At 53.8% G+C, this 24,069-nt stretch carries 24 protein-coding genes; 12 read left to right on the forward strand and 12 right to left on the reverse strand.

Annotation, left to right across the window (positions count from 1 at the left end; translation table 11 throughout):
* Positions 1 to 72: 72 nt before the first annotated feature.
* Complete coding sequence (locus LAO76_13240; protein ID MBZ5491889.1) at positions 73 to 2,037, reverse strand: S9 family peptidase; 1,965 nt, start codon at positions 2,035 to 2,037, stop codon at positions 73 to 75.
* 64 nt (positions 2,038 to 2,101) lie between these two features.
* Positions 2,102 to 2,902 (reverse strand): endonuclease III, encoded by an 801-nt coding sequence (nth, locus tag LAO76_13245; protein MBZ5491890.1) that lies wholly within the window; start codon positions 2,900 to 2,902, stop codon positions 2,102 to 2,104.
* Positions 2,903 to 2,992: 90 nt separating this feature from the next.
* Between nth and LAO76_13250 the strand changes: the two genes are divergently transcribed.
* The 8 genes from LAO76_13250 (at position 2,993) to LAO76_13285 (ending at position 9,412) form a co-directional block, all read left to right on the forward strand.
* Complete coding sequence (locus LAO76_13250; protein MBZ5491891.1) at positions 2,993 to 3,832, forward strand: heme-dependent peroxidase; 840 nt, start codon at positions 2,993 to 2,995, stop codon at positions 3,830 to 3,832.
* A 257-nt stretch (positions 3,833 to 4,089) separates the two neighbouring features.
* The gene (locus tag LAO76_13255; GenBank protein ID MBZ5491892.1) at positions 4,090 to 4,314 is read left to right on the forward strand and encodes a hypothetical protein; all 225 of its coding nucleotides are present in this window, start codon (positions 4,090 to 4,092) and stop codon (positions 4,312 to 4,314) included.
* Positions 4,315 to 4,338: 24 nt separating this feature from the next.
* The gene (locus LAO76_13260; GenBank protein ID MBZ5491893.1) at positions 4,339 to 4,974 is read left to right on the forward strand and encodes a DedA family protein; all 636 of its coding nucleotides are present in this window, start codon (positions 4,339 to 4,341) and stop codon (positions 4,972 to 4,974) included.
* Positions 4,975 to 5,062: 88 nt separating this feature from the next.
* A complete protein-coding gene (locus LAO76_13265; GenBank protein MBZ5491894.1) occupies positions 5,063 to 5,545 on the forward strand; it encodes a hypothetical protein in 483 nt (160 codons plus the stop codon).
* A 24-nt stretch (positions 5,546 to 5,569) separates the two neighbouring features.
* Entirely contained in the window at positions 5,570 to 6,064 is a 495-nt protein-coding gene (locus LAO76_13270) for a hypothetical protein (GenBank protein MBZ5491895.1), read from the forward strand.
* Positions 6,065 to 6,233: 169 nt separating this feature from the next.
* Positions 6,234 to 7,577 (forward strand): inositol-3-phosphate synthase, encoded by a 1,344-nt coding sequence (locus LAO76_13275; protein ID MBZ5491896.1) that lies wholly within the window; start codon positions 6,234 to 6,236, stop codon positions 7,575 to 7,577.
* Positions 7,578 to 7,616: 39 nt separating this feature from the next.
* Positions 7,617 to 8,081, forward strand: a complete 465-nt coding sequence (locus LAO76_13280) for a hypothetical protein (GenBank protein ID MBZ5491897.1) — start codon at positions 7,617 to 7,619, stop codon at positions 8,079 to 8,081.
* Between the two features lie 77 nt (positions 8,082 to 8,158).
* On the forward strand, positions 8,159 to 9,412 hold the full coding sequence (locus tag LAO76_13285; protein MBZ5491898.1) for a M48 family metalloprotease: 1,254 nt from the start codon (positions 8,159 to 8,161) through the stop codon (positions 9,410 to 9,412).
* Between the two features lie 539 nt (positions 9,413 to 9,951).
* Here the strand turns inward: LAO76_13285 and LAO76_13290 are convergent.
* From LAO76_13290 to LAO76_13300, 3 genes are all read right to left on the reverse strand, one after another.
* A complete protein-coding gene (locus LAO76_13290) occupies positions 9,952 to 10,191 on the reverse strand; it encodes a hypothetical protein (protein MBZ5491899.1) in 240 nt (79 codons plus the stop codon).
* A gap of 239 nt (positions 10,192 to 10,430) precedes the next feature.
* Entirely contained in the window at positions 10,431 to 10,688 is a 258-nt protein-coding gene (locus tag LAO76_13295) for a zf-HC2 domain-containing protein (protein MBZ5491900.1), read from the reverse strand.
* Complete coding sequence (locus LAO76_13300; GenBank protein ID MBZ5491901.1) at positions 10,685 to 11,314, reverse strand: sigma-70 family RNA polymerase sigma factor; 630 nt, start codon at positions 11,312 to 11,314, stop codon at positions 10,685 to 10,687. Before LAO76_13300 ends, LAO76_13295 begins: the two co-directional genes overlap by 4 nt.
* A 127-nt stretch (positions 11,315 to 11,441) precedes the next feature.
* Here LAO76_13300 and LAO76_13305 point away from each other — a divergent pair, with 127 nt between their 5' ends.
* The 3 genes from LAO76_13305 to LAO76_13315 all read left to right on the forward strand — a co-directional run bounded on the left by LAO76_13305 (position 11,442) and on the right by LAO76_13315 (position 15,231).
* Positions 11,442 to 11,798, forward strand: coding sequence for a cupredoxin domain-containing protein (locus tag LAO76_13305; protein MBZ5491902.1), 357 nt, complete (start codon positions 11,442 to 11,444; stop codon positions 11,796 to 11,798).
* Between the two features lie 158 nt (positions 11,799 to 11,956).
* Positions 11,957 to 12,940 carry a hypothetical protein gene (locus LAO76_13310; protein ID MBZ5491903.1) on the forward strand — a complete coding sequence of 328 codons (984 nt, stop codon included), beginning with the start codon at positions 11,957 to 11,959 and terminating at the stop codon, positions 12,938 to 12,940.
* 158 nt (positions 12,941 to 13,098) lie between these two features.
* A complete protein-coding gene (locus LAO76_13315) occupies positions 13,099 to 15,231 on the forward strand; it encodes a transglycosylase SLT domain-containing protein (GenBank protein ID MBZ5491904.1) in 2,133 nt (710 codons plus the stop codon).
* A 51-nt stretch (positions 15,232 to 15,282) separates the two neighbouring features.
* Here the strand turns inward: LAO76_13315 and LAO76_13320 are convergent, their stop codons facing one another.
* From LAO76_13320 to ileS, 6 genes are all read right to left on the reverse strand, one after another.
* A complete protein-coding gene (locus tag LAO76_13320; protein MBZ5491905.1) occupies positions 15,283 to 15,984 on the reverse strand; it encodes a cupredoxin family copper-binding protein in 702 nt (233 codons plus the stop codon).
* A gap of 202 nt (positions 15,985 to 16,186) precedes the next feature.
* Complete coding sequence (locus LAO76_13325) at positions 16,187 to 16,708, reverse strand: DUF4142 domain-containing protein (protein ID MBZ5491906.1); 522 nt, start codon at positions 16,706 to 16,708, stop codon at positions 16,187 to 16,189.
* Positions 16,709 to 16,973: 265 nt separating this feature from the next.
* Positions 16,974 to 17,453 carry a hypothetical protein gene (locus LAO76_13330; protein MBZ5491907.1) on the reverse strand — a complete coding sequence of 160 codons (480 nt, stop codon included), beginning with the start codon at positions 17,451 to 17,453 and terminating at the stop codon, positions 16,974 to 16,976.
* A gap of 152 nt (positions 17,454 to 17,605) precedes the next feature.
* A complete protein-coding gene (lspA, locus tag LAO76_13335) occupies positions 17,606 to 18,091 on the reverse strand; it encodes a signal peptidase II (protein MBZ5491908.1) in 486 nt (161 codons plus the stop codon).
* 9 nt (positions 18,092 to 18,100) lie between these two features.
* Positions 18,101 to 18,613: a signal peptidase II gene (lspA, locus tag LAO76_13340; protein MBZ5491909.1), complete on the reverse strand. Its 513-nt coding sequence runs from the start codon at positions 18,611 to 18,613 to the stop codon at positions 18,101 to 18,103.
* 38 nt (positions 18,614 to 18,651) lie between these two features.
* Positions 18,652 to 21,486 (reverse strand): isoleucine--tRNA ligase, encoded by a 2,835-nt coding sequence (gene ileS / locus LAO76_13345; protein MBZ5491910.1) that lies wholly within the window; start codon positions 21,484 to 21,486, stop codon positions 18,652 to 18,654.
* Positions 21,487 to 21,851: 365 nt separating this feature from the next.
* On the opposite strand from ileS, the gene LAO76_13350 reads away from it, so the two are divergent.
* Positions 21,852 to 22,865 (forward strand): TonB family protein, encoded by a 1,014-nt coding sequence (locus LAO76_13350; protein MBZ5491911.1) that lies wholly within the window; start codon positions 21,852 to 21,854, stop codon positions 22,863 to 22,865.
* Between the two features lie 509 nt (positions 22,866 to 23,374).
* Here the strand turns inward: LAO76_13350 and LAO76_13355 are convergent.
* Entirely contained in the window at positions 23,375 to 24,040 is a 666-nt protein-coding gene (locus LAO76_13355) for a dual specificity protein phosphatase family protein (protein ID MBZ5491912.1), read from the reverse strand.
* Positions 24,041 to 24,069: the final 29 nt, after the last annotated feature.

The raw sequence follows: 24,069 nt of genomic DNA on the forward strand, positions 1-24,069 counted from the left end.
TGAGCCCGCCGATTCAAGCGCTGAACATCCTAGAGTCGATCAGGCCTATCGGCGGGTTGGCGCGTAACGACATTACTCAAGATTGCAGCCGCACTTTGCCGGCGGCGCATACTTCTTCAGAAATTCCGCAAGGCGTGTGTAGGCATCGATCTGGTTCTCCACCTTCACGAAGCCGTGGCCTTCGTTCTCATAAACCTTCAACTCGACGATGCCATTGCGCTTCTTGACCGCGCTGGCCACCTGCTCAGCCTCGGTGCGCGGGCAGCGCGGATCATTGCCGCCGGCCAGCAGCAGCAACGGCGCTTTGATGCGGTCGACAAAGTTGATGGGCGAGCGTTCCTGCAACCGCGCCTTGTCCTTCACCGGATCGCCCATGGTGGAGATGTCATATTCGCGCAGGGCCGCGTCTTCGTTCTCAATCTCGGTAAACCAGTTCACAAAAGGCACAATAGGAACGGCGGCGGCCCAGAGATCGGGCGCCTTGGTGACGGCCATCATGGTGAGATAGCCGCCATAGCTGCCGCCGGCAACAGCCATTTTTTTGGGATCGATGAAGCCGGTCTTCTTCATCCACTCGGCAGCAGCGATCACATCTTCCAGATCGCCTCCACCCATGTCAAAGCGGTCGGCATCCTGGAACTCCTTGCCATAGCCGGTTGAGCCCCGGTAATTAGGCGCGATTACGAAATATCCTTGGTTTACCAGGTATTGAATGTTGCGGTTGAAGAAATTCATGACCTGCGACTCTGGACCGCCGTGGATGGCGACGACAAGGGCATTCTGGCCGTTTCTCTCCGCATTGTAGGGCACGTAAACGAAGGCGGAGATTTGCCACTTTCCGTCCTTACTGGGATAGTGCACCAGGAATGGCTCGACCAAGTCCTGGCTGCGGAGCCCGCCCACAAGAGAATGCGTGATCTGCAATGGCTTCTGGGTGGCAAAATCGAAGGCCCACAGATCGTTCGGCGCATTGGCGCCTTCATGCCGATAGAGCAGTCGCGCGCCATCATGGCTGAATGCGCTCTCCGCCCCCGCCAGCCAATTGATGCCCTTCGCGATCGGGAGCGCGTGCGCCTGCTTTGCCGCCAGGTCGTAAAAGAAAATGTCCTGATTGCCGTCGACGTTCGCCATCCAGGTGACGCGTTTGCCGTCACGCGAAAAGTGTCCCGAGGTAACCTCCCATTTGTCATTTGTGAGCCAGGAGATCTTCTTTGTTGCTATGTCCAGGAGCGCGGCGTTCTGGTAGCCGTTGCCGGCGTTAGAGGTGATCAGCAGAGTCTTGCCGTCGTTTGAGATGTCTGTCGCCAGGAAGTTGTTCTCTCCCTGATGCGGAGTAAGATTTGTTGCTTTGCCGCCCGCAGCGCTCACGATGAAGATATTTGCATCTTTGCCGTCGGCCCGCTGCTGGGTAAAGACGATCGACTTCCCGTCCTTCGACCAGATCGGCGACGCGTTGCTGAATTGCGATGAAGTATTGGCTGTGAGGTGGATAATTTTTTTGGTGTCAATTTCGATGGTGTCGAGCTCATAGTTAGGGGAGCGCTTTGGCTTTACGCTGTAGGCAATCTTCTCGCCGTCTGGCGACCACGCCGCCCCTTCTTCAGAAACTTCTCGTGTGTTGGTGAGGTTCACCACTTGTCCGTTGCTGACAGAGACTAGAAAGAGGTCCCACTGCTCGTTGCCGTCGTAATCAGAGTTGTAGGCGATCCAGCGGCCTTTGGGCGACCACGCGATGTTCGCCTGGCGCTGGTTGCTCACGGTAAGCTGCGTCGGCCAGCCGCTCTCAGCCGAGACCAGCCAGATATTGTTGCGCCCGCTGATGTTGGTGACGAACGCCACCTGCTTGTCGTCAGGCGACCAGGAACTGTCACCGATGTTGTGGGTCATGTAGAGCTTTTCCACGGTGAAGGGCTGGATATCGAATTTTTGTTTCGCCGTGATCTGTGCCGGATCGGTGATGACAGGCGGAACAGAAGAAGCCTGGCTGAAGGCGAGCGCTACGCTCAGAAAGGGAATCGGCAGCAACAACTTTCGCATCTGTTTGTTTCTCCGCGTCTCCGCGTCTCCGCGGTGAGCTTTTGAATTCTGTCGATTGACGGTTTTACGGTTTCGCCGTCTTATGTATCTCCACTGTCGACCACGTCTTGTCCGCGGCGTGGCAGATATTTTCCAGCGGGCATTCGGCACACTTGGGCCTTCGAGCTATGCACAGCGCGCGACCGTGATGGATGATCTGGTGAGAAAAATCAATCCATCTTGGCTGCGGGATCACCTTCATCAGGTCTTGCTCAATGTTTTTTGGATCTTCGGCCTTGGTGAGTTCAAGCCGTCGAGAGATGCGATGAACGTGAGTGTCGACCACGACGCCCACGGCTTTTCCAAACCATGATCCCAGCACGACATTTGCCGTCTTGCGGGCTACGCCGGGAAGGGTGAGCAGTTTGTCCATATCGTCAGGAACCGTGCCGCCGAATTCTTCAATTACACCTCTGGCTGCGCCGACAATCGATTTGGACTTGTTGCGGAAGAACCCGGTTGATCGTATGTCAGGCTCAAGCTGCTCCGGTTTGAGAGCGGCAAATGCCTGGGGCGTGGGATATTTCTGAAACAGCATCGGCGTTACCATATTCACCCGCACGTCTGTACATTGAGCGGAGAGAATGGTCGCAACCAGCAGTTCCCAAGCGCTGCTGTGGTGCAGGGCGCAACGGACGTTGGGGTAACGCTGGTCCAGCCGATTTAGAATGTCTTTTACCCGTTCCGGGGCCAGCGGATAGTAGCTGCCTTTGGAGGCTTTGATTTTCTCGGCTTTCGCGGGATTGGCGGCTTTAGCAAGCGGTTTCAACCCGGATTTAGACTTGGCACCGGAGATCTTTGCAGCGGACGTTTTTGCGACGGGCATGACACAAAATCTAAAGCAGCGGGCTTACAATCACAATAGGCAATGGGAAAGAAGGCTGAGGAGACGATGGCAACCACCACAAAGGCAGAGATGAAAATCCCGAGCAGTGACCTGCATGCGGTACCGCTGACGCTGGAAGGCTCAAGCGTTCTGCACCAGATGTTTCGCATCCGCTGGGCGGAATGGCGCAAGCTGAGCCCGGCCCAGCAGCATGAGATTGCCGCAGAAGCTTCCGCAGCATTGCTGAAGATGGAAAACGACGTTACTGGCCAGACAGCAGTGTTTTCCCTGCTGGGGCACAAAGGCGATTTGCTGGTGGTGCACTTCCGCAACTCTTTTGATCAGCTCAAGGCCGCCGAACTGGCCATATCGCGGCTGCGCCTGAGCGATTACCTGGAGCAGACCACGTCTTATCTGTCCGTGGTGGAGCTTGGCTTATATGACTCTTCCGTCAAGCTGTATCGCACCTTGCGGGAGCAGGGAACTGTGCCGCATTCGCCGGAGTGGAATGAGGTAATCGAAGAGACGATCAAGCGGCAGACTGAGGCCATGCGTCCGCGTTTGTTTCCGCAGATTCCGCCCAACCGCTATATCTGCTTCTATCCCATGGACCGCCGCCGCGGCGAGGACAAAAACTGGTACAGCCTGCCCATTGAGGAACGCCAGCGCCAGATGGAAGAGCATGGGTTGGTCGGTCGCCGTTATGCCGGAACGGTCCGGCAAATTATTACCGGATCGATTGGCTTTGACGACTGGGAGTGGGGCGTCGATCTTTTTGCAGATGACCCGTTGATCTTCAAAAAATTGATCTACGAAATGCGCTTTGATGAGGTCAGTGCGGTGTATGCCTTGTTCGGCACGTTCTATGTGGGCGTTCGTTGCCCGGCTGCGGGGTTAGAAGAGTTGTTCAGCGGCAAATTGCCGGAGTAAACAAAGGCAGGCGCAGATTCGCGCAGATGAAAGCAGATCAAAAAGTTAGCCGCGAATTTCGCGAATGCACACGAATCAAAGGAAGGTAATTGGGTCTCAATTTAACAAGCGAAGACGGCTAATGCGCGGCAAGTTATTTCTAAATTTAATTCGCGTTGATTCGCGGCTTGCTTTTTTGGCTGACTGCTGAGCGCTGATTGCTGATTGTGGTTCGCAGCCATTGACCTATGTGAGCCTCACTTATTACTCTGGAATTCATGGTCAAAGCAGTACAAGCCGGGCAGGTCTGGCGCAGTGACGAAAACGGCGATAACTTTCTTGTCACAAAAGTTTACGGCGAATTGTTTACCCAATACGCCATGTTGAGACCCGCCAAGGTCAGCGCTCCTGACGCCGAAACCATCCGCGTGAAGATCACCAAGGACGATACCGGTATGACCTTGCCGGGATATACCTTCACCCAGGACTCACAGGATTTCTGATTCACAATTTAAAGATCCCACTGAATGCTTGAAAAAATCATTGCTACCCTAGCCGGGTTCATCATCGCTGTAATTTCCAAGGCTGGTTATCTTGGCGTGTTGCTACTGATGGCCATTGAGTCTGCGTGTATTCCCCTGCCTTCAGAAATCATCATGCCCTTTGCCGGATTTCTGGTTTATAAGGGGCAATTCAACCTCTTGCTGGCCGCTACGGCCGGCGCAATCGGCTGCAATCTTGGTTCGGTGATTGCCTATGAAATAGGCAATTACGGCGGACGTCCGCTGATTGAGCGATACGGCTCATATATTTTTATGGGCCGCCATGAGTTGGATTTAGCCGATCGATTCTTCAAGCGCTTTGGCGCGGTAGCCGTGCTGATTGGCCGACTGCTTCCTGTGATCCGAACGTTTATCGCCCTGCCGGCAGGCGTCGCCCGAATGCCGCGTCTGCGCTTCCATATTTACACGTTCATTGGCTCATGGCCGTGGTGCTTCGTGTTGGCCTGGATCGGCATGAAGCTGGGCGAGCACTGGGACAAAGATCCGCGACTGAAGCAATGGTTTCACCGCTTGGACGCGGTGATTATTTTGCTGCTGCTGGCCGGGGTAGTGTGGTTCGTATGGTCGCACTGGAAGGGAAGAGTAAAGGCAGAAGCGTGAAAATACCGCTTCACAAAAGGGAAATGTAGGAAGAGCACGTTCTTCCCAGATAGAGCAGGATTTACCTGCTTTGGATGGGAGGAACAATATGTATGACCTGAAGGCGACTGCGCACCGAATTCATGGACGTCTGGTGGTTCATATTTCCGGTCAACTGGCCGACACCTGCATTTATGCCGATGTGATCGACAAATATCCAGGCGGGAACCGGGTGTACTTCGTCGATCCTGGAGCGGCGCAGGTTTTCATTTCTGAACGCAAGCTGTCACCGGGCCCCTGCCTCGAAATGTTAGTCCCGTGGTATGCCACGGTGCATCTTGTGGATGAAGCGCACAAAGAAGTGGAAATCTTCGTCAATGAACAGAAGGAATTGACGGTTCCAATCAAGGAAGCACGCGAGTACAACGTCTACGCTCTAACAGGAGAGCCCCAGCGGAAGGCGAAGTGTTTCATCTGGCCCGCCGATGCCGTGGTGTTGGCTATTTATAGCAAGGTATTCGGACCGGCAAGCCATGCAGAATGCGAAAAATACGTCAAGGAAAATTGCTCCAAGTCTGCTGCAGCCAAATAACCCAGGGTTCGCCAGCCGAGCTTAATGGGAATTGATTTGAAAAATTTACTTGTGGAGATAATGCAAATGAGCGACATAAAGCCACCTGTTCCTGAGCTTTGCTCCGCCTATTACAGCGCTGTGCAAGTGCCCATTCCGGATGGTGCCAGACAAGTTTTTATCTTGGCGCAAGAGGAACACGTAACATCCGGATATACCGTCCATTTCACCCAAAGCCCTTTGGATATTTTCCCTCCGCAGTTTGCCTTTTGGCATATCAAGCCGACGGGCATAGTGCTGGAAATGATTACGCCTTTTTCAAAGTTCACTTCTTTTAATGCAGAAGATACCGTGAAAGAAGTGGTAGTGCGGGATGCTGAAGGCGAGCACAGAGTCGTGGTGGAGCAAATCGGCGACATGAAGAAACCCGATCTCGTCCTTGACCTTTTGGCCATGGCTGTTGGCAAAGACGGTCCTTTTCCCACTAAAGATGGGCCATTCCCCCGCAAACAACATCCGGCTGCACAACACAGGCATTAAACATTCAGCGATCGACGGATGGGACATTTTCAAGTCTTTCTTACAGATAAGGTAAGTCCCATCCACTCCTTCCCCCTCAACATCTTTTCCGAAGCCCTAGTTTACAAACACCCTCCAATACGAGAAGATAATAAGTTTCCACTCACATCAAGGACGGTTCCGTAAATTAATGGCTTCTTCTGCTGCTGAAACAACAACTGCAACCAAAATAGCTCCTGCCCGCGGCAAGCTGGGCATAATGATTGTCGGCATGGGTGCGGTGGCCACCACGTTTGTCGCCGGCGTTGAGGCCATTCGCAAGGGAATTGCCAAGCCCATTGGATCGCTTACGCAGATGGGAACCATCCGGCTGGGAAAGCGCACGGACAATCGCTCGCCCAAGATCAATAAGTTTGTTCCGCTGGCGAATCTGAAAGATCTGGTTTTCACCGCCTGGGACATCTTTGAAGAAGATGCTTACGCCGCCGCCATGAATGCCGGTGTGCTGGAAAAAGATCTGCTCAACCAGATCAAGCCATTTATGAAGTCCATCAAACCGCGCAAGGCTGTGTTCGATCGCAATTATGTGAAGCTGCTCGACGGCAAACATGTGAAGAAAGGTAAGAACAAGTTTGAGCTGGCAAAACAGTTGCGGGCGGATATTCAGGATTTCAAGAAGAAGTCAAAGGCTGACCGGCTGGTGATGATCTGGTGTGCGTCCACGGAGACTTTTACCAAACAGAGCGCGGTCCACGAATCGCTGGACGCCTTTGAGCGCGGCCTGAAAGAGAACGATCCCAATATTGCTCCGTCGATGATTTACGCCTATGCCGCGCTGATGGAAGGCGTTCCGTTTGCCAATGGCGCGCCGAATCTCACTGTGGACATTCCGGTGATGATGGAGCTTTCCAAGGCGAACAATGCGCCAATCGCGGGCAAGGACTTCAAAACTGGCCAGACGCTGATGAAGACCATTCTGGCGCCGGGTTTCAAGGCCCGCATGATCGGAATGAACGGCTGGTTTTCAACGAACATTCTAGGCAATCGCGACGGGGAAGTTCTGGAAGATCCGGGCTCATTCAAGACCAAGGAGGAATCCAAGCTTTCTGTGCTGGACCGCATTCTTCAGCCGGAGCTATACCCCGATCTTTACGGGCACATCCACCACAAGGTCCGCATTAATTATTACCCGCCGCGTGGCGACAATAAAGAAGGATGGGACAACATCGACATTTTTGGTTGGCTGGGCTACCCCATGCAGATCAAGGTCGATTTCCTATGCCGTGATTCGATCCTGGCGGCGCCCATCGTGCTTGATCTGGTGCTTTTCCTCGATTTGGCCAAACGCAGCGAAGCGTTGAAAGGTATAGGTGTGCAGGAGTGGCTGAGCTTCTATCTCAAGTCGCCGATGACGGTGCCGGGGCTTTATCCGGAACATGATCTCTTTATCCAGCTGATGAAGCTGAAAAACACATTGCGCCACCTGCGCGGCGAACCGCTCATTACCCACCTTGGGCTTGAGTATTACGATTAAGCAGAGAACGCCGCCGCGGAGCTCTGCATCAGACTTATTATGAGGCTGCTCCTCTGGCTTGTGAGTCTCGGGTTTGGATTGCTGCTATCGAGCCCCATTGCTTTTGCCGTGGATGGAACTTTCAGCGGCAAGATCGCTGATCCACCGGCAAGCGAGCCTGCGGTGAAGGGCTGGATCTTTGTCGAAGGCCGGAACCAGATGCTGCGGCGAGTAGAAGTGGCGCACGCAGAAATTGTGTACGGCGAAGAGGTGCCGACGTCGAGCCAGCGGCACAAGTGCAACTCTGACTGCTTGATCAAAGGGCAGGAAGTCCGGATTACCGCCCACCAGGACGCATCGGGCGAGTGGCGGGCGAAACGGGTTGAAATACTGAAAATGGGTGTCCAGAGCACCGGAAAGCGCCTGACAGCCATGATTTTACCAAACTTTACCCCTTTTGGCGCCTCTTGTGAGGTAACCAACCCTGACGATTCTTGCATCGCATCTTCTACGGGCGAAATCTAAACTATTACAGTGTGGTTCGTCCGGGCGCTATAATGAGGATGTTCTCTCCAGAAGGCCCGTTCGGCAGGAGTGTGTTTATGAAATTCCGTTCCCTATCGCTTGCGTTAGTGCTGGTCGCTGGTATCAGCCTCTCTTCAACGGCTTTTGCCCAGAATGATAAAACTACGACGCAGACTTCCAGCAATCAGGCGCAGCCTGCCGATCAGACGCCGACCACTGCTGGGCAAACTCAGGCGCAGCCTGTAGATCAAAAGCCCGCAGTGGCTGATCAGGGCCAGAGCCAGACGCAGCCTGTAGCCGATCAGGAACAGCCCGCGGCTGACCAGAAGAAGAAGGACGCGGACAAAAAAGACAAGAAAGATAAAGACAAGGATAAGAAGGACAAGAAAGATAAAGATAAGGACAAGAAAAGCGCGAAAAACAAGCACAGCGGCGGCAAAGATGACGTGGATGCCATTGGCAATCGCAAAGTCGCCGGATGGGACTGGTATTCAATCGAGAGCGAAATCCGCATGGGCAAGGAATATGCTACGCAGATTGAAGCGAGCCTGAAGCTGGTGACCGATCCGACGATCAATGAATATATCAATCGCGTAGGCCAGAACCTGGTGCGGAACTCAGACGCAAAGGTTCCTTTCACAATCAAAGTTGTCGATTCTGACGTGATCAATGCCATGGCGCTGCCGGGCGGCTTTTTCTACGTAAATTCAGGCCTGATTCTGGCTGCCGATAATGAAGCTGAACTGGCCGGCGTGATGGCGCATGAGATTGCCCACGTAGCGGCTCGCCACACTACCCGCCAGCTTACGCGTTACCAGTTCATCAATTACGCCAGCCTGCCCCTGATCTTTGTGGGCGGCGGCATTGGTTTGGCGGCAAGGGAAGCGGCTGGGATTGGCATTCCCATGACGTTCCTCAAGTTCTCCCGCGGCTTTGAGGCTGAAGCGGATTATCTGGGCATCCAGTACATGTACAAGGCAGGCTACGATCCTAATGAGTTTGTGAACTTCTTTGAAAAGATCCAGGCGCAGGAAAAGAAGAAACCAGGATCAATGGCGAAGGTCTTTACCGACCATCCGCAGACTCCGGACCGGATCACCAAATCACAGGAAGAGATTGCCACGATTCTGCCGGCAAAAGACCAGTACATTGAGACCACATCGGAATTCAATGACATGAAGGCACGCCTTGCGGCCATTGAAAACCGCCACAAAGTGGACGATAACGCAAATCCCAATAAGCCGAGCCTGCGTCGCGGACAGAGTACAGCTTCAAAAGACGGCGACAAGAAGGACGATGATCGTCCAACATTGAAGCGTCGCGACCAGTAACAGCTATAGCGTTTAAGCTAACAGGCGGCCTGCGGGCCGCCTGTTTTAATGGTTTATAAGAGCTTGTCTGGCCTGCAGCGTAAGCTAGATCGCCGGGGTCGAGGAGAACTGGCTTTGCATAATGCAGAAATGGAGCTTCTCAATGAAGTCCAGCAGTTCCGGGCGCACACTGGCAGCCACAAAGGAGCGGCAATTCTTGCAGGTCGATTCTGTTAGTCGATTATTCTGGCGATTGAGGCTCCGTCGAAATACCCCGTAATCGCGAGTCATTTTGGATCCACCGGAAGCGTTCATGGAATTCCTCCAAATTTGGATGGAATCATGACACAAACCTGTACAGAATGACAGTATTAAGTGGCTGGAAAGGACCAATAGTGGTTACTTCAGGTAGAACCTGCATTCGAACAGACGGGCGACCCTAAACAGGGAAAACGGAAAAATCGGATTTGGCATAAGCCCTATGAGGATGCTGGCGGAAGGGTATGGGGAGCTTCCGCAGCTTCATATAGGGTCGGGCCCAAAACTTACGGAAATATGGCCTATTTCCCAGCGAAAGACTCAGCGGCGTTTGCAGCTAAAGCCTTTGAATTCTTCGGCATGGAATCAATCACCTTCATTTCATGCCAATCGTACGGGAACTCTTTACCGCAGCCCAGGCAGGCCACATACGTTCCGGTAAGCTGCGCCGCGGGTGAAAGCCGCTGGCCGGGCCGTTTGGTAATAGGAAAGCTGAAATTCTTGTGGCTGCAACCGAAAAGCACATCGAGCAGACTCGCCATAATTCACCACCCCCAAACTACGGGTCTCCCATGGATAGCGTTAACTTGCCGACTCAGGCAGTAGTGTACTACAGGACATGTCCAAATGTACACATTAGTTCATGTCTCGCCGTACTGTTACATTAGATTCGGAGTACCTGAAAAAGGTTCGTTATCTAAAGAGCATTAATTTTCATCACCAGATCATGTAATAAATACACGTTTCCAGCGTAAGTTGATGAAAATGAATGGAAAATGCTCTAGGTGGTGGGTTTCTTTCCGGACTTGCTGCCGCGGCATTTCGTCATAATGGCATCGTGCAGGCGGGTCCGGAGGCTTTCTGGAAGCTCATAAAGCTCATTATCGCGGTAAATCTCGATGGTTTTCTTGGTCGTATTCATGACCACGTGGCATTCTTTGCACCAATGAAGGTGCTCATCGAGCTCGATTTTTAGGTTCTCGCTGATCTTACCGTCAAGATAATCGGTCAACTCTTGTAAGAACTCAGTGCATTTCACTGTTGGCCGTCTCCGCCCTTTTTATTCTTAAAATACCTGGACAGACGTTCCCGGAGCTGTAAGCGCGCCCGTAATAATCGGGATTTTACCGCAGGTACGCTCAAATTCAGCATTTCTGCTGTCTCCTCCGTGGAAAGTCCTTCAACATCGCGTAACACGAAGACCGTTCTAAACCCTGGCGAAAGCCCCTGAATCGTCTTCTTCAGGATATCGCCCAACTCTGACGTGCCGTAAAGCTGTTCCGGATTCGGGCTCCAGTCCGCGACTTCCCGCGGGATTGACCCGTCTTCCGTTTCAACGTCTTCATCGAGCGAGACAGTCCGGTCATTGCGCCGCTTGCGCAGCCGCATCAACGCTTCATTTACGGCGATCCGAACCAGCCAGGTATAAAACTTGGAGTTTCCCTGGAACTGCTCAAGGTTCTGATACGCTTTAAGGAAAGCGTCCTGGACCACGTCCTGGGCATCTTCCTCGTTATGCGTGATGTGCTGGGCTATCCGGAAGACATTGCGGTCATACCGCCGAACCAGTTCACTGAATGCCTCCAGATCGCCTTTCTTGGCCGCCTGGACGAGCGCCAGTTCACTGGTGATACCTTCCTCTGCCTTCTTTTGGATGGTTTCCATGCCGCTCCGACTCAAAATTTAATTTACTATGTTCTGCGCCCCAAATGGGCCATTGGACGAAATAAATTCAGGACTTATATGAGACTGGCGGCGTAACTTTTTGTTACATCTGTCCCTCATTTCAAATATGAATAAAAGATTACTTCCTTTATTTGCCTTAACTTTAGCCGTTCTGACGCTGGGCTGCCGAAACCAGCCAAGAATAGCCGCGGACGCCCATATTCAGGTCGTGATGAAGAAATACACGATAGAACCAGCCGTCATCCATGTAAAAGCCAGCCAGGTAACGGAACTGGAAGTTTCCTCGGCCGATGTCCAGCATGGCTTTGACGTGCCTGGCTTGAGCATTAAAGAGCCGGTGCGCTCCGGAAAGCCGGCAATTGTGACCCTCAATCATCCGCCCAAGGGCGAATACAAGGTCGTTTGCGGAATTATCTGCGGTCCCCACCATGACGATATGGTGGCCAAGCTGGTAGTGGAATAAGAGCCGCGTTGGGCTTCCTTCCGCCGCGCCGATACTGGGGGTGAGACCAGATTTTCCCTTTAGGCTTACCGCGGTAACGACTAAGATGCCAGAGGTGTAGACATCAGTAATCCAACGGGTTGATACTGAATCAGGAACCCTTATAATCGCGGCCAGGAATGCCACGTCCGACAGAAATCCAAAACATCATTGAAGAGGCGGTTGCTGAGGTGCTTGACGCAGCGCTGCCCCGGCTGCGCTCGGAGATCGTGCGCCGCGCCGTGGAGGTCGTTGAATCCCTGGCCCCCGCGCCGGGCGCTTCTCCCAGTGACCTGCTGAATGCCGCGGCGGCTGCCATCCATGAGTCGGGATCGCAGGCGGACATACTGCGCCATCTGTTGGAAGGTGAGGCCCGATTTGCCGGACGCGTGGCGCTGTTCGTGGTAAAAGGTACCGCGATCAGCGGGTGGCAGGGAATCGGATTTGAAGAAAACGACGCTATCAAGACATTGAGCATTCAGACCGGATCCGGCCTGGTAGGGAAGGCCATCCAGGCACGCAATCCGGCGGCGGGAACTGCGCAGGAGTTTGATGCTGGGTTTGTTAAATCAATGAAAGGGCCAGCCGACGGCCAATGTCTGGTATTGCCGCTGGTAGTGAAAGATAAAGTTGCGGCCGTGATTTATGCCGATGCCGGCACAGTCCCGGGCGGCACGCTGGATTCTTCTGGTCTTCAGGCCCTTACGCGCTTTGCGGCCATCTGGCTTGAACTGGCGGCTTTGCGCAAGGCTGGCGGATCGGCGGTCGCGGAAGACGTTGCTCAACCTCAGCCTACTGCGGTTGCCATGGCGGCAAGCGCTCCGACGCCGGCGCCGACTGTTGCGGGAAGTGAAGAGGACGAATTACACAAGAAAGCGCGGCGCTTTGCCAAGCTACTGGTGGAGGAAATTAAGCTGTACAATCAACCCAGGGTTGAAGAAGGCCGGCAGCACAAAGATTTGTATGAGCGCCTGAAGGTGGACATTGAGAAGAGCCGGTCCACCTACGACAAGCGTTATGCGGAGTCCGCTGTCGCTTCAGCCGACTACTTTACACAGGAACTAATCAGAATTCTGGCGGACAATGATGCTTCGCTCATGGGTGCCAGTTTTCAACGAAGTTGAAATCAGTGCAGGTCAGACGTCTCTTATCCATATTTCTCATACTGCTGGTGTCAGTTCCGGCGGGCTTTTCCCTACAAGCATCCAAGAAGAAATCCTCGTCCGCCAAGTCATCGTCCGCTAAGTCGAAGAAAGCTGCGGCTGACGCCCATAAAAAAGCGTTGGCAAAGCGCAAGCTTGGACACATTAAGCGCGCGTTCGTAGCGTCGGCTGATCTGCGCCCCATGGCGCAACAGCTTCTTGAGAACCGTACCCCGCAGGCTTACCAGGGTGTGGAAGCGTATGCCCGCAAACATGCGAAGGATGATGCCGGCCCACTGGCGTGGATAGTGGTCGGCTATGCGCACTATCTAGATAAGGATTATGTGGCTGCGCGTTCATCATGGGGCCGCACTAAATTACTGGAGCCGTTGCTGGGTGACTATCTTGCCTACATGCAGGCCCTGGCCTATCAGGGAGAGAATAATCGCGCTGCGGTGCTGGAAACTCTGGATGGATTTGACGAGAAGTATCCGGATTCGCTCCAGTCGCACGATGCGGCCATGCTGTATGCTTCAGCGCTGATGGCGACGAACGCTCCTGATCGCGCGGCCGCGTTTCTGGAAAAGCATCGCCAGCCGGTGAAGGCCGATATCGAAATTACTCTGGCGCGCGCTTATCTTGCTGCAGGAGACAAGACCAAAGCCAGCGATGTCTTCCACAAGCTCTATTTTGAAATGCCGACGAGCGCGGAAGCCGATGCTGCGGCAATTGAACTACGCAATCTGGGCGAGACTCAGCCTGAGGGAACATTTGATCAGCGCCACGGTCGCGTTTTGCTGCTGACGAAGGGTAGACGCTACCAGGATGCGCTGAATGAGTTGAGTCCGCTGGTGGAACAAGCGCCGCCCGAGCGAATGATTGACATGCAGGTGGAGTTTGCCGCTGCGCTTTACCGCAACCACAAGCGCGATGACGCGCAGCATCTGTTTGAAAGCATTTTGCAGAACCAGTCGGCCTCAGTGGATGCAAAGGCCCAGACACTTTATTTTCTGGCTGAGATAGCGCGCGACAAAGACGATGGACAGAAGAACCGGGATTACATCGGGCAATTGCGCACACTGGCCCCGGAAAGCACATGGATGGGCAGCGCGCTGTTGTCAGCCGGCAACATGTACCTGTTGCGGCGTGATTACGAGACAGCTACGCCGTTTTATGCTGAGATTTATCAGCGGCAAAAAAATGGGAAGACCTCACCGTACTCGCATTGGAAGACCGCATGGCTTACCTATCGCATGGGAAAGAAAGATGAGGCCAAACGGCTTTTTGAAGAGCAGCTTTCCATGTATCCCAGTTCAGCCGAGGTCCCCAATGCCCTTTATTGGCGCGGGCGGATGGCTGAGGAGGAGGGCGACAAGAAGCTGGCCCGCGCTTACTATCAAAAACTCGCGGAGAATTACCGCTATTACTACTATGCAAATTTAGCGCGCGAACGCCTGCCTAAAATGGGTGATGAGTCTGCCGATCCGCCTGTGCTGGAAAATCTGCCGCCCCCTATGGCGCCTTCACACGATTGGGAGACACCAGCAGAAAACATTCGGGCGCAAAAAGCGCAGCTTTTGGCGAACGCCGCTCTCTATGACTTTGCTGTGGCGGAGATGCAGGCGGCCAGCGCTGGATCGCCTCCGTGGGAAGCCAAGTCAGTGGCGGAAATATTCAACGAGCAGGGCAGCTACATTCGCGCCATTGAGACGCTCAAACGAGCGGTCCCCGGCTATTTTGCCGCGGAGATCCCGCAGATTCCCCGCCCTGTGTGGGAGAGTTTATTTCCCCGGCCGTTCTGGGAAGAGTTGAAGCGTGACTCAACTGCCAACCGGCTAGATCCGCATCTGGTTGCGTCTTTGATCCGGCAGGAATCGGAGTTCAACCCTGGAGCCATTTCTCCTGCCAACGCCATGGGACTGATGCAGTTGCTTCCCACTGTGGGCAAGGGAATGGCCAAGGAGATGAAGATCAGGCATTTTTCTTCCGACCAACTGCTGGTGGCGGACACGAATCTTCGTCTGGGCACGCGCTACTTCCGGCACATTGTTGACCATTACGATGGACAGGTGGAATACGCGCTGGCTGCGTACAACGCCGGTATAGATCGGGTGAATGACTGGCGCAAAAACGGGAACTTTGCCGATGTGGAAGAATTTGTCGAGTCAATTCCGTTTACTGAAACGCGTGACTACGTGCAGGCCATCATGCGCAATGCGGTGATTTACAAGTTGCTGTATTCGAAGGGCTGGACGTCCGTTTATCCCAACTGACTACGCTGCATTCGAGATTAAAGACTGAGCAAGCAACGATGTCGCTCGCTGCTAATGGCCAAAAACCATTGCTCCACCCAGGCTCCCCTGATATACGAGTGCGAGCACAGCAACCAAGGCCAACGCCAGATAAGCCAAAGTGGGAGCAGCATCTTGGCGGTAAAGACGCCATCGCCAAACGGCAAGGGCGATAAAGACCAGCGCCAGCGATGTTCCCAGCCACTGATGGACTCTGATTAACTCTGGCGGAAGTGTTCCGGCAGACTTGATCTTCCACCACCATCCGGCAGCGCCGGTAAGCGGAGTAATAATCGCGGCGTACAAGACCATCCATGCTGCTGCGCTGTGTAGTGATGAGCGTTTCAGCCAGCGACCCAGGAGATCGCTGAGCAGCGCGAGCGGCAACAATGCAGCGGTAAAGTTGACAAGTATAGGATGAAGTTCCTGTGGCGATCGAGGTGGTCTAAAACCAGGAAGACCGCGTGCTGCACCATTTTGTTCCTTCAGTGGAGTGCCGCTTGAGGCGACCAAGGTTGCCTTCATATTTGGGTGCGGCGTGCAGTGGTAAGCAAGCGTTCCGGTCTTCTGAACGGTCATTTTCCAGGAGCTGCCGGGCTGAATCAGCCCTGAATCAAAGCTTCCATCATCGGCGGTAACGGTGTGAGCGACGATGTCTTGATTTTTAAACTCGACGGTCTCACCAGGATGAACCGCAAGCTCCGCTGGCTGAAAGCGGATGCCTTTCATGATCACTTGGCCACTTGCCGAAGATCCTTGAGCAGGCTGGTTCTGGGATGCAGTTCCAGAGGCTTGGAGAATGAGAGCTAAACCTGCTCCCCGCACGGCAGAGACGCCAAAGCGCGCGTGTGCGACTGAGATGCATGATCCGCTGAGGAGTACCAGAACTGCAATCCCCAGCCGCACACGCCACGCTGTTAAAAAAGGCGTCACGGGTTTAGTGTGAGCCGCCGCTGGAACCCAGCGATGACTGCAACTGCTTGGCGTGATCCAGATGGCCCTGAAGCAGGGGGGCTGCACCTTGCAACGCTGACTTCAACTCGGCGTTCTGCGCGTTCGGGATCAGCACATTCCCGGCAGCGTCAAGCACCTGCTGGTGATATGCCACCTCATGGTTGATGTATTCAGTGTCAAAGGCCTTGCCTTTCAGTCCCTGCAGTTTCTTCGTCTCAGCCGCAGCAGCCGTCTTGAGTGACTTGCTGATGTCACTTGGCGCGGGCTTTACGTTGAGCTTTTTGCCTAGATCATTGACCGAGTTCTGCAGCTTGGTGTGATCGTCAATCATCTGCTGCGCAAATTGCTTGACCTGATCGTTCTTTGTTTTTTTGAGCGCCAGCTTTGCCGTATCGATGTCGATCTGGTCCGCAGCCGTGACAACGCCAACAATCTGCGGATCAGAAGGCTTGCTGCTGGCTGCGTTGCTCTTGCCTTTGTCTTGCGCGAACACAGAAGAACTCATGGCGAAGAACAATGCCAGGGTGCCTACTGCTAAATGCTTCTTCCAATTCATGTACTTATCTCCCTTTTCGTGATGGATATAAAATGTAGTGCCTCATCATGAATAGAGGAGTTAGAGGCGGATTGGTTACAGGGCAAGAAAGTCCCTCGTCATTTTCTTTGTAGGGCTACTGCATTTGGATAAAGAGGCAAAGATTAAGAGAATCTTCGCAAAAAGAGCACAAGCCTTTCACAGGCCTGCGCTCTTTTCGTTCAGTGGAGGAAAGTTACTTCTGCGAGCTGCTGTTTTTGGCGCTGTTAAATGTGTTGCGCGCAGGACGATCATTTTTAAGCGCTTCCCAGACCGCAGTTCCGCCGCCGCCCAGAAGCGCGCCGCCGATCAAGCCGTCATGGCAGTTGCAGCCCAGCCACCCGATTCCGGATCCTAGCGCGGTGTTGGAGGCGATCATGCCCCAGTCACGAAATGGGCCAAGAGTCGCCTTGTGAGTGTGCAGGAACCACGTGCTGGCTCCTCCGCCGCCGATCATCATCAGTTTTAGCGGCGTCTTTTCTCCGGGCAGGATGAACCCCAGACCTGCGCCTACGGCTGCGCCTCCAGCTACGGAGAAAATATATTTATGGTATTTCGGGCTGATTCCCTGAAGGTCGCGCTTGTCAACATCACGATCACGCGATTGCGCGTGCGACATCAATGGAAAAATAAACCCGAGACAAAGGACAAGAATCCAGAACTTTTTGTGCAACATGTTGAAGTGGCTCCCCGATGCGTGTATGCGGAATAACCGCGTAATTGCTGGATAAGATGAATGGGATTTATAAAGAGATGTTCAAGATAGGAAGCAGCTCACGAAAATAGGCGCTGCTCAGGAGAGAGCAGCAGAATCGGGCGATGCAGTTTTCAACCTGCAGCTTGCGAGTGGTGGTCCTTGCGCAGCATGCGCATGAAAAGCAGCAGCGCACCTACAACAATGGCGCTATCGGCAACGTTGAAAGGCGGCCAGTGGTGAACGCCGATGTAGAAATCCAGAAAGTCAGTGACCTTGCCGTCAGACACCCGGTCCCAGAGATTGCCAACGGCCCCGCCCAGAATCAGAGAGAGCGCCAGAGTACCGGAGTGGAAAACGCTGCGGTCTCTCCATAGCAGAAAAGAAATCACCACCAGAGCTGCCACGGAGAAAGCGATCAGTAAAGCTGTGCGGAAAGGCGACGGGGAATCGGCAAAGAGACTGAAGGCAGCGCCGGTATTTTCAAGGTGAGTCAGACGAAATAAGCCAGGAATAATGTTAATGGCGTCTTCCAGAGGGATGGTCTGCGCGATGGCCCACTTGGTAATCCGATCCAGCAGCAGCACAGCAAGTGCGATCAGCAGAGGGCGCTTAGGCATGGTGTTGTCTTACTGGGTTGCCACTTTCTCTTCCCGGGCTTTTTCCTCTTGCGGGGTGAGAAAGATCTCACTCAACAGCAGAAGAGCTCCAACCACGATGGCGCTATCGGCAATATTGAAAGCCGGCCAGTGATGCGAGCCAAGATAAAAATCAATAAAGTCGATTACGCGACCGCTGGTCACGCGGTCCCACAGATTGCCCAGCGCTCCGCCAAAGACCAGCGAAAGAGCGATGGCAGTGGTGTTTAAGGCATTGCCATTCTTCCATAGCAGCGCAGAAACCACGGCCAGAGCCGCCAGTGAAAACAGGATGAGCATGGCCACACGCCATTCAGCCGGTGATTCGGCGAACAGGCCGAATGCCGCACCCTGGTTCTGAACATGCGTGAGACGGAATATGCCGGGGACAATGTCAATGCTGTCATGCAGAGTGATTTTCTGCGACACCAGCCACTTCGTCATCCTGTCACAGAGGACGATGAGAGCGGCAATCATGATGTGGTACTTCCGCATTGTCTCCATTAGACGCTCATGGCTGCCCCTCGATTCAGGGTGCCCCGTCAACTTACCAATTCTTTTTCAATTTCCGCCAACGCCGCGCTGCAGCGTTCGCATACCGTGGGGTACCGATCATTTTCTCCCACGTGAGTCGAGTAATTCCAGCAGCGATCACACTTATGTCCCGGAGCTTTCTGTATAGATACGTGCAAAGGCGTGCTCCCGTTCCCGCCTGAGCCGGGTTTTACTTCAACACCAGAGACAATCAGCAGAAAACGCAGGTCATTGCGATAGCGCTGCAACAGCGGGACAATCTCGCTAGGACCGGAAATGGTGACTACGGCCTCCAGTGCGCTGCCGATGGTTTTTTCCTGACGGGCCACTTCCAGGGCTTTCAAGGCAGCGTCGCGAACCTTCATTAAGGTCTCAAAATCCTTCCAGACAGTCTGACCGCTGGCGGGATTGCTTACGGTTCCGGTGATCTCTTCAGCTTTGGGGAACTGCGCCAGATGCACACTTTCTAATCGCCCGGAAACATTGGGCAGGAACCCCCATATTTCATCGGCGGTAAAGCTCATGATAGGAGCCACCAGCCGCACCAGTGCTTCCGCAATGCGCCAGGTCGCCGTCTGGGCGGAACGTCGCCCCTGCGAGTTTGGAGCGGAGGTATAAAGACGGTCTTTGACCACGTCAATAAAGCCAGTGCTCAGATCCACGGCAAATTCGTTCACCAAATGATAGATGCGGTGGAACTCAAACCTGTCATAGTAGCCGCGCACGCGATCGGCCAGTTCAGCAGTGCGCAGCAGCCAGTATTTGTCGAGAGCTTGAAGGTCGTCAAACTTGACCGCATGTTGCTCGGGATTAAAGTCCGGCAAATTGCTGAGCAGGTACTTAAACGTGTTGCGGACCTTGCGGTAATTTTCCGCGACCTGCTTCATCAGGTCTTCTGAAACCGTAACGTCCTCTTGAAAATCGACGGAGGCCACCCACAGCCGGATGATCTCACCGCCCAGCTTTTTGGCAATATCTATTGGATCGATCCCATTACCCAGAGACTTGGACGTGGCTTTGCCCTGGGGATCGAGCGTCCAGCCATTAGTGGCCACAGCGCGATAAGGCGCGTGGCCGCGGGTGCCCACGGCAACGAGCAGGGAAGAGTGAAACCAGCCGCGATACTGGTCACCGCCTTCAAGGTAGAGGTCGGCAGGCCAGGGCAGATCTGGCTCATGGCCCAGCACTGCTGCCTGGCTGGAACCTGATTCAAACCATACGTCAATAATGTCAGTTTCTTTACGGAAAGCCGTGCCGCTGCAGCCGGGGCATTTGGTCCCAGAGGGCAGAATGTCCTTGGCTTCTTTCGTGTACCATGCGTCCGCGCCTTCGCGGGCGAAGAGTTCGACAACCGCGCTGTGCGACTCTTTTGATTCCAGCAGCTTGCCGCAGCCGTCACAGAAAAACACAGCGATGGGCACACCCCATACGCGCTGGCGGGAGATGCACCAGTCCGGTCGCGTGGCGATCATGTTGCTGATACGCTCTTCACCCCAGGCCGGAATCCACTTTACTTTTTTGATCTCGTCGAGCGAGCGCTGGCGCAACGTGCTGCCATCCACCGGCGCTTCCATGGAGATGAACCACTGTTCGGTGGCGCGGAAGATCACAGGATTATGGCAGCGCCAGCAATGCGGATAAGAGTGCTCAATCCTGGCATCTGCCATGAGCACGCCGCGCGACTTCAGCAATTCGATGATCGGCTGGTTGGCCTGAAAGACCGTCTTGCCTTCATAGTCCGGCAAGCCATTTTGCAGATGGCCGGCTTCATCCACGTTGGTGCGCTGATCAAGCTTGTACTTTGTGCCGGTGTAGAAATCGTCCGCGCCGTGCGAAGGCGCTGTGTGCACTGCACCTGTGCCTTGTTCCGTGGTCACGTAGTTGGCCAGCACCCCAAGGATTGTCCGATCCAGAAATGGATGGGCAAATGTTGCGTACTCGAGTTTCTGGCCAGCGAAGCGCGCTGCGATCGAAGCGCTTTCGAGCTTGCACGCATCGATGGTGGCTTTGGCCAGCGCATCTGCGACGATGTAGAGCTCGCCATTGTGCTCCAGCGCCACGTATTCAAGATCGGGGTGAAACGCCACGGCCATGGAAGCTGGAAGCGTCCATGGAGTCGTCGTCCAGATAATGGTTGAAACTTTTTTGCGCGCCAGGGCAGGATCAATCTTTGCCGGATCGCTGGTGAGCCGGTATTTCACCCACACACTGGGGCTTGTGTGGTTCGAGTACTCGATCTCAGCTTCCGCGAGCGCGGTCTTATCGTGAATGCACCAATACACCGGGCGCAGGCCTTTATAGACCGCGCCGTTTTCCATGAAGTCAAACAACTGTCGGACGATGACAGACTCATATTGCTTTGACATCGTGGAGTAGGGCTGGTCCCAGCGGCCAAGAATGCCTAGACGCTTGAATTGCTCGCGCTGGATATTGAGGAACTTTTCTGCGTATGCGCGGCACTCTCGGCGGACTGCGATGGCCGGTATCTCCAGCTTCTTGCGGCCAAGCTTCTCATCTACTTTGATTTCGATGGGTAAACCATGGCAATCCCAACCGGGAACGTAGGGCGAATCGAACCCGGCCATGGTTTTTGACTTCACCACAAAATCTTTCAGGCACTTGTTGAGAGCATGGCCTTCATGGATGGCGCCGTTGGCATAAGGAGGCCCATCATGCAGCACATAGCTCGGCGCGCCGCGGCGAGACTCGCGGATCTTCCGATAAATATCCATCTTCTCCCAGCGCTCAAGCCATTTGGGCTCGTTCTGAGGCAGGTTCGCCTTCATGGAGAATTCGGTTTTAGGAAGATTCAGGGTCTTCTTAAGTTCAAGCGGCGGCCGCATTTTTACTCCCAATGGGTTAATTGTTCATTATAAACAGTCAAAGTCACGGGTTGCCTGCCCACGCGAAAGACCAATCACCGTTTAGCCCTGACGTTACGAACGTTTCGACGTAATTTACCAATTCTTTACAGACCCTGGGGCACAATATGAATCTAATGAACTACGCGCCCACTTTGAATCCCAGGGAACATGAGGACAGGGAATTGCCCAAAGAAAATTCCTCGCCGACGGCAAATCCGCATTCAGGCGAAGATGAGGCACAGAAACTTCACCTGAGAAATGCAACTCTCACGGCGAATCCCTCATCTGCTATGAGTGTAAGCAGATCACAATCAGCTAGTGAAAAGGTTTCTCGGGTCGGACCAATGGCGAATCACGTAATCGTTCCCAATCAGTTCTTCGGTAAGGATGTTCCCAAGCTCAACGGCCTTCCGCAGATGCATCAGTCGATGCTGACGTCTCTGTTCCTGAACGTCAAGGAAGCGATATTCCCGGAAAAATTACCGCCTCTCCGAATCACTTCGCGTCCTGTGAACGTGGGCGAAATCTGGAGTACTGCCCGCCCCAAGAAAGCGACTTCAGGGTCGCTTACTTTGCACGCGTTTGCAATCGCGGGATTAATCGCGGTTTCCATCTGGGGCGGACGTTCCGCGACCGTGGTGAAACCGGAAGAGCATGTCACGCTGATTGCTCCGCCTCTTACCGATTATCAACCTGTGATGAAGCCGGTTGAAGCCCCTAAAGCCCTGGCGGGCGGCGGTGGCGGCGGTAACGCTTCAAAGATTTTTGAAAGCAAAGGACACTTGCCCAAGGTTGCGCCAGAGCAGATCGCGCCTCCAACGGTTGAGATCCTGAATAACAAACCGAAGCTAGCGGTTGAAGCGACCGTGGTAGCACCGGCCAATGTGAAACTGCCAGACAATCCAAACATGCCGAACCTCGGTAATCCCATGTCAGCCCGCGTGACTGGACCAGCTTCCAATGGAAGCGGTACAGGCGGCGGCATCGGTTCCGGCGCCAGCAATGGCATTGGCTCCGGCACTGGCCCGGGACACGGTCCGGGACAGGGTGGCGGTTTTGGCGGTGGCACTTACAAGCTGGGCGATATCGGAGTGACAGCGCCGGTAGCAAAATTTACGCCTGAGCCGGACTTTACGGAAGAAGCCCGCAGAGCAAAGTATCAGGGCACCGTGGTTCTGGCTGCGGTGGTTGGTCCGGATGGACGCCCGCGCAATATCAGGGTCGTCCGCGGTTTGGGTATGGGGCTGGATGAAAAAGCTGTTGAACGGGTAAAGACTTGGCTGTTCGAGCCCGGGAAAAAGAACGGAACGCCCGTAGCTGTAGCCATGAATTTTGAGGTGGATTTCCGACTGTTTTAATACTGCGTTTATCCACACACTTGAGAAGGAGAGGAGAACCTGCCTCTCCTTTTTGGTTTGCTCGGCGCATTCAGTACTCAGCCGTCAGCATTCAGCAAAGCCATTTTCACCGCAAAGGGCGCTAAGGACGCAAAGGAAGGACCCGCAAGCGGCATCTCTGTCGGCATCCCACGCCAACCCTGAGCCAGGCGCGCCATGTTCTCACTATTGCCATGCTCAGGGCGCGAGGACGAAAGGGTCTGCTCCGCTGCTCTTGAAGGTCATCCATATATCCAAGCGCTTTGTAATTGCTCCAAATGGGCCGCAGTGGATACGCAATCCAGGAAAAGCAATAGTAAATGTCAATTTAATTGGAATTCGCAAAGAAACTGGCCGCAAATCAAACCGAAAGATGCGAATCATATTCTGATTTTTGATTCATATTCCTTTTGCGATAAATTCGCGGCTCGAAAGGGGCTTTGGCGGCACAATCCTGCAAAGATTGTGCCGCCGGCAGAGCGTTCAAATGGTTAGGGGCCGTCTGAGCCAATGGGACGCGAGTTTCCGTTGCCATTGGGGGCAGCGTTTGTGTTCGTGGGTACCGTATTGGTTGCGGTGCGAGTGTGGTCGGGCTGATAGTGATAAACAAAGCTCTTGAATTCGGGGTGCATGAAATCCGCTCCGAATTTGTACTGCTTCATTTCCTTGAATGCCTGATCTGAGTTCCATCCATCTTCCGTCATGCGATAGATCGCCGTCATGACGCCTGTGCGATGTTTTCCTCCCACACAGTGGACGAAAATCGGTTGGTTCGCAGGATCTTCCACCAGGGAGAGAAACTGCTTAATCTGGTCTGGGGTGGGCGGCGTGCCGGTTGTCATCGGAATATGCACATACTTCATGCCCATCCGCTGCACAGTCGCTACTTCCTCGCTTTTCTCATCATTGATGAGGTTGATAACCGTTTTCACACCGAGCGCCGCGAGATCGTTATAGTCCTGGCCTTCAGGCTGCGCGCCACGATAGTAATTTTCATTGATCTGCCCAAAGTTCTTGATGTGAACGCTGGGAAGGGCGACATTTGCGTGTTTGATGGAACTGGTTGGATTGGTCTGGCCGATTAGTGGAAACGAAAAAGCAACTGCAAGTACCGCTGCAAACAAACGTACAGACGAAGATTTACCGCTAAACCGCAAATTACACCTCTACTACTTTTAGATTCGAG

Source organism: Terriglobia bacterium (assembly GCA_020072645.1).
Lineage (GTDB): Bacteria > Acidobacteriota > Terriglobia > Terriglobales > Acidobacteriaceae > Angelobacter.

What these genes read in the sequence shown, in the direction of transcription:
- LAO76_13240 (MBZ5491889.1), bottom strand. Translation starts at nt 2,037, where the DNA reads ATGCGAAAGTTGTTGCTGCCGATTCCCTTTCTGAGCGTAGCGCTCGCC.
- nth (MBZ5491890.1), bottom strand. Translation starts at nt 2,902, where the DNA reads ATGCCCGTCGCAAAAACGTCCGCTGCAAAGATCTCCGGTGCCAAGTCT.
- LAO76_13250 (MBZ5491891.1), top strand. Translation starts at nt 2,993, where the DNA reads ATGAAAATCCCGAGCAGTGACCTGCATGCGGTACCGCTGACGCTGGAA.
- LAO76_13255 (MBZ5491892.1), top strand. Translation starts at nt 4,090, where the DNA reads ATGGTCAAAGCAGTACAAGCCGGGCAGGTCTGGCGCAGTGACGAAAAC.
- LAO76_13260 (MBZ5491893.1), top strand. Translation starts at nt 4,339, where the DNA reads ATGCTTGAAAAAATCATTGCTACCCTAGCCGGGTTCATCATCGCTGTA.
- LAO76_13265 (MBZ5491894.1), top strand. Translation starts at nt 5,063, where the DNA reads ATGTATGACCTGAAGGCGACTGCGCACCGAATTCATGGACGTCTGGTG.
- LAO76_13270 (MBZ5491895.1), top strand. Translation starts at nt 5,570, where the DNA reads ATGGGAATTGATTTGAAAAATTTACTTGTGGAGATAATGCAAATGAGC.
- LAO76_13275 (MBZ5491896.1), top strand. Translation starts at nt 6,234, where the DNA reads ATGGCTTCTTCTGCTGCTGAAACAACAACTGCAACCAAAATAGCTCCT.
- LAO76_13280 (MBZ5491897.1), top strand. Translation starts at nt 7,617, where the DNA reads ATGAGGCTGCTCCTCTGGCTTGTGAGTCTCGGGTTTGGATTGCTGCTA.
- LAO76_13285 (MBZ5491898.1), top strand. Translation starts at nt 8,159, where the DNA reads ATGAAATTCCGTTCCCTATCGCTTGCGTTAGTGCTGGTCGCTGGTATC.
- LAO76_13290 (MBZ5491899.1), bottom strand. Translation starts at nt 10,191, where the DNA reads ATGGCGAGTCTGCTCGATGTGCTTTTCGGTTGCAGCCACAAGAATTTC.
- LAO76_13300 (MBZ5491901.1), bottom strand. Translation starts at nt 11,314, where the DNA reads ATGGAAACCATCCAAAAGAAGGCAGAGGAAGGTATCACCAGTGAACTG.
- LAO76_13305 (MBZ5491902.1), top strand. Translation starts at nt 11,442, where the DNA reads ATGAATAAAAGATTACTTCCTTTATTTGCCTTAACTTTAGCCGTTCTG.
- LAO76_13310 (MBZ5491903.1), top strand. Translation starts at nt 11,957, where the DNA reads ATGCCACGTCCGACAGAAATCCAAAACATCATTGAAGAGGCGGTTGCT.
- LAO76_13325 (MBZ5491906.1), bottom strand. Translation starts at nt 16,708, where the DNA reads ATGAGTTCTTCTGTGTTCGCGCAAGACAAAGGCAAGAGCAACGCAGCC.
- LAO76_13330 (MBZ5491907.1), bottom strand. Translation starts at nt 17,453, where the DNA reads ATGTTGCACAAAAAGTTCTGGATTCTTGTCCTTTGTCTCGGGTTTATT.
- lspA (MBZ5491908.1), bottom strand. Translation starts at nt 18,091, where the DNA reads ATGCCTAAGCGCCCTCTGCTGATCGCACTTGCTGTGCTGCTGCTGGAT.
- lspA (MBZ5491909.1), bottom strand. Translation starts at nt 18,613, where the DNA reads ATGGAGACAATGCGGAAGTACCACATCATGATTGCCGCTCTCATCGTC.
- ileS (MBZ5491910.1), bottom strand. Translation starts at nt 21,486, where the DNA reads ATGCGGCCGCCGCTTGAACTTAAGAAGACCCTGAATCTTCCTAAAACC.
- LAO76_13350 (MBZ5491911.1), top strand. Translation starts at nt 21,852, where the DNA reads ATGGCGAATCACGTAATCGTTCCCAATCAGTTCTTCGGTAAGGATGTT.